This is a genomic window from Paenibacillus oryzisoli (genome assembly GCF_050467285.1).
In the GTDB taxonomy this organism is placed as follows: domain Bacteria; phylum Bacillota; class Bacilli; order Paenibacillales; family NBRC-103111; genus Paenibacillus_E; species Paenibacillus_E oryzisoli_A.
The window spans coordinates 1-836 of record NZ_JBCMUN010000043.1; the positions used below are offsets into that span (position 1 = coordinate 1).

At 44.1% G+C, this 836-nt stretch carries 1 protein-coding gene (running past one end of the window); it reads left to right on the top strand.

What is annotated here, in order from left to right:
* Positions 1–305 precede the first annotated feature (305 nt).
* Positions 306–836: the 5' portion of a transposase gene (locus tag ABE504_RS32880; protein WP_430096946.1), read on the top strand. The gene runs 15 nt beyond the window's last position; only the first 531 of its 546 coding nucleotides appear in the window; the start codon lies at positions 306–308; its stop codon lies off the right edge, out of view.

An 836-nucleotide genomic window follows, 5' to 3' on the forward strand; every position in this document is an offset into this window, starting at 1 on the left:
AAGATAAGGCATAGTGCTAATAAGCAAGAGAAAGAGCAGGTTATCGAAATGATAGCCGGCTCTTTTTTTGTGCAAAAAATGAGTAATAGGACTTGACAAAAAGTTGGAAGTATGTGGCGAAGCCCCTTGAAAAACCGAGGAGGTTACGCCCTATGAATGAGTACGCGAATTTGCTAAAAGAAACGCTGACATCTCTCATACAAGAAATGTCAGCGCTACCCGCACCCTATGTCAAAAACCCTGAAAGAGATTTTACTCGAAAGAAAAAGTTGCCCTTTGAAACGGTCATGCAGCTCCTGATCTCAATGGGCGGCAACAGCTTATATAAGGAGCTTTTGGAATCGCAGGGCTATGACGTAAATACCGCAACCACGTCTGCTTTTGTCCAACAGCGAAATAAGATCCTGCCGTCAGCTGTGGAATTCTTGTTTCACGAATTTACGAAATCGTATACGAATATCAAGGACTACCGCGGGTATCGATTACTTGCGATTGACGGTTCGGATTTACATATCGCAACGGACCCTGCAGACACGGATACCTATTTTCAAAGTCAACCGAACACGAAAGGCTACAATCTTTTGCATTTGAACGCAGCCTATGACCTCTGCAACAAACTTTACGTGGATGCCTTTGTTCAGCCACGAAGATTAAGTAACGAGGGAAAAGCACTAGCAGCTATGGTTGATCGTTCCCCCATCAAAGGCAAAATCATTGTTATTTCCGATCGAGGCTATGAAAGTTACAACAATTTCGCGCATATTGAACGCAAGGGTTGGAACTATGTCATACGGGTAAAGGATCTGGGCTCTAGCGGTATTCTTTCGGGCTTGCGG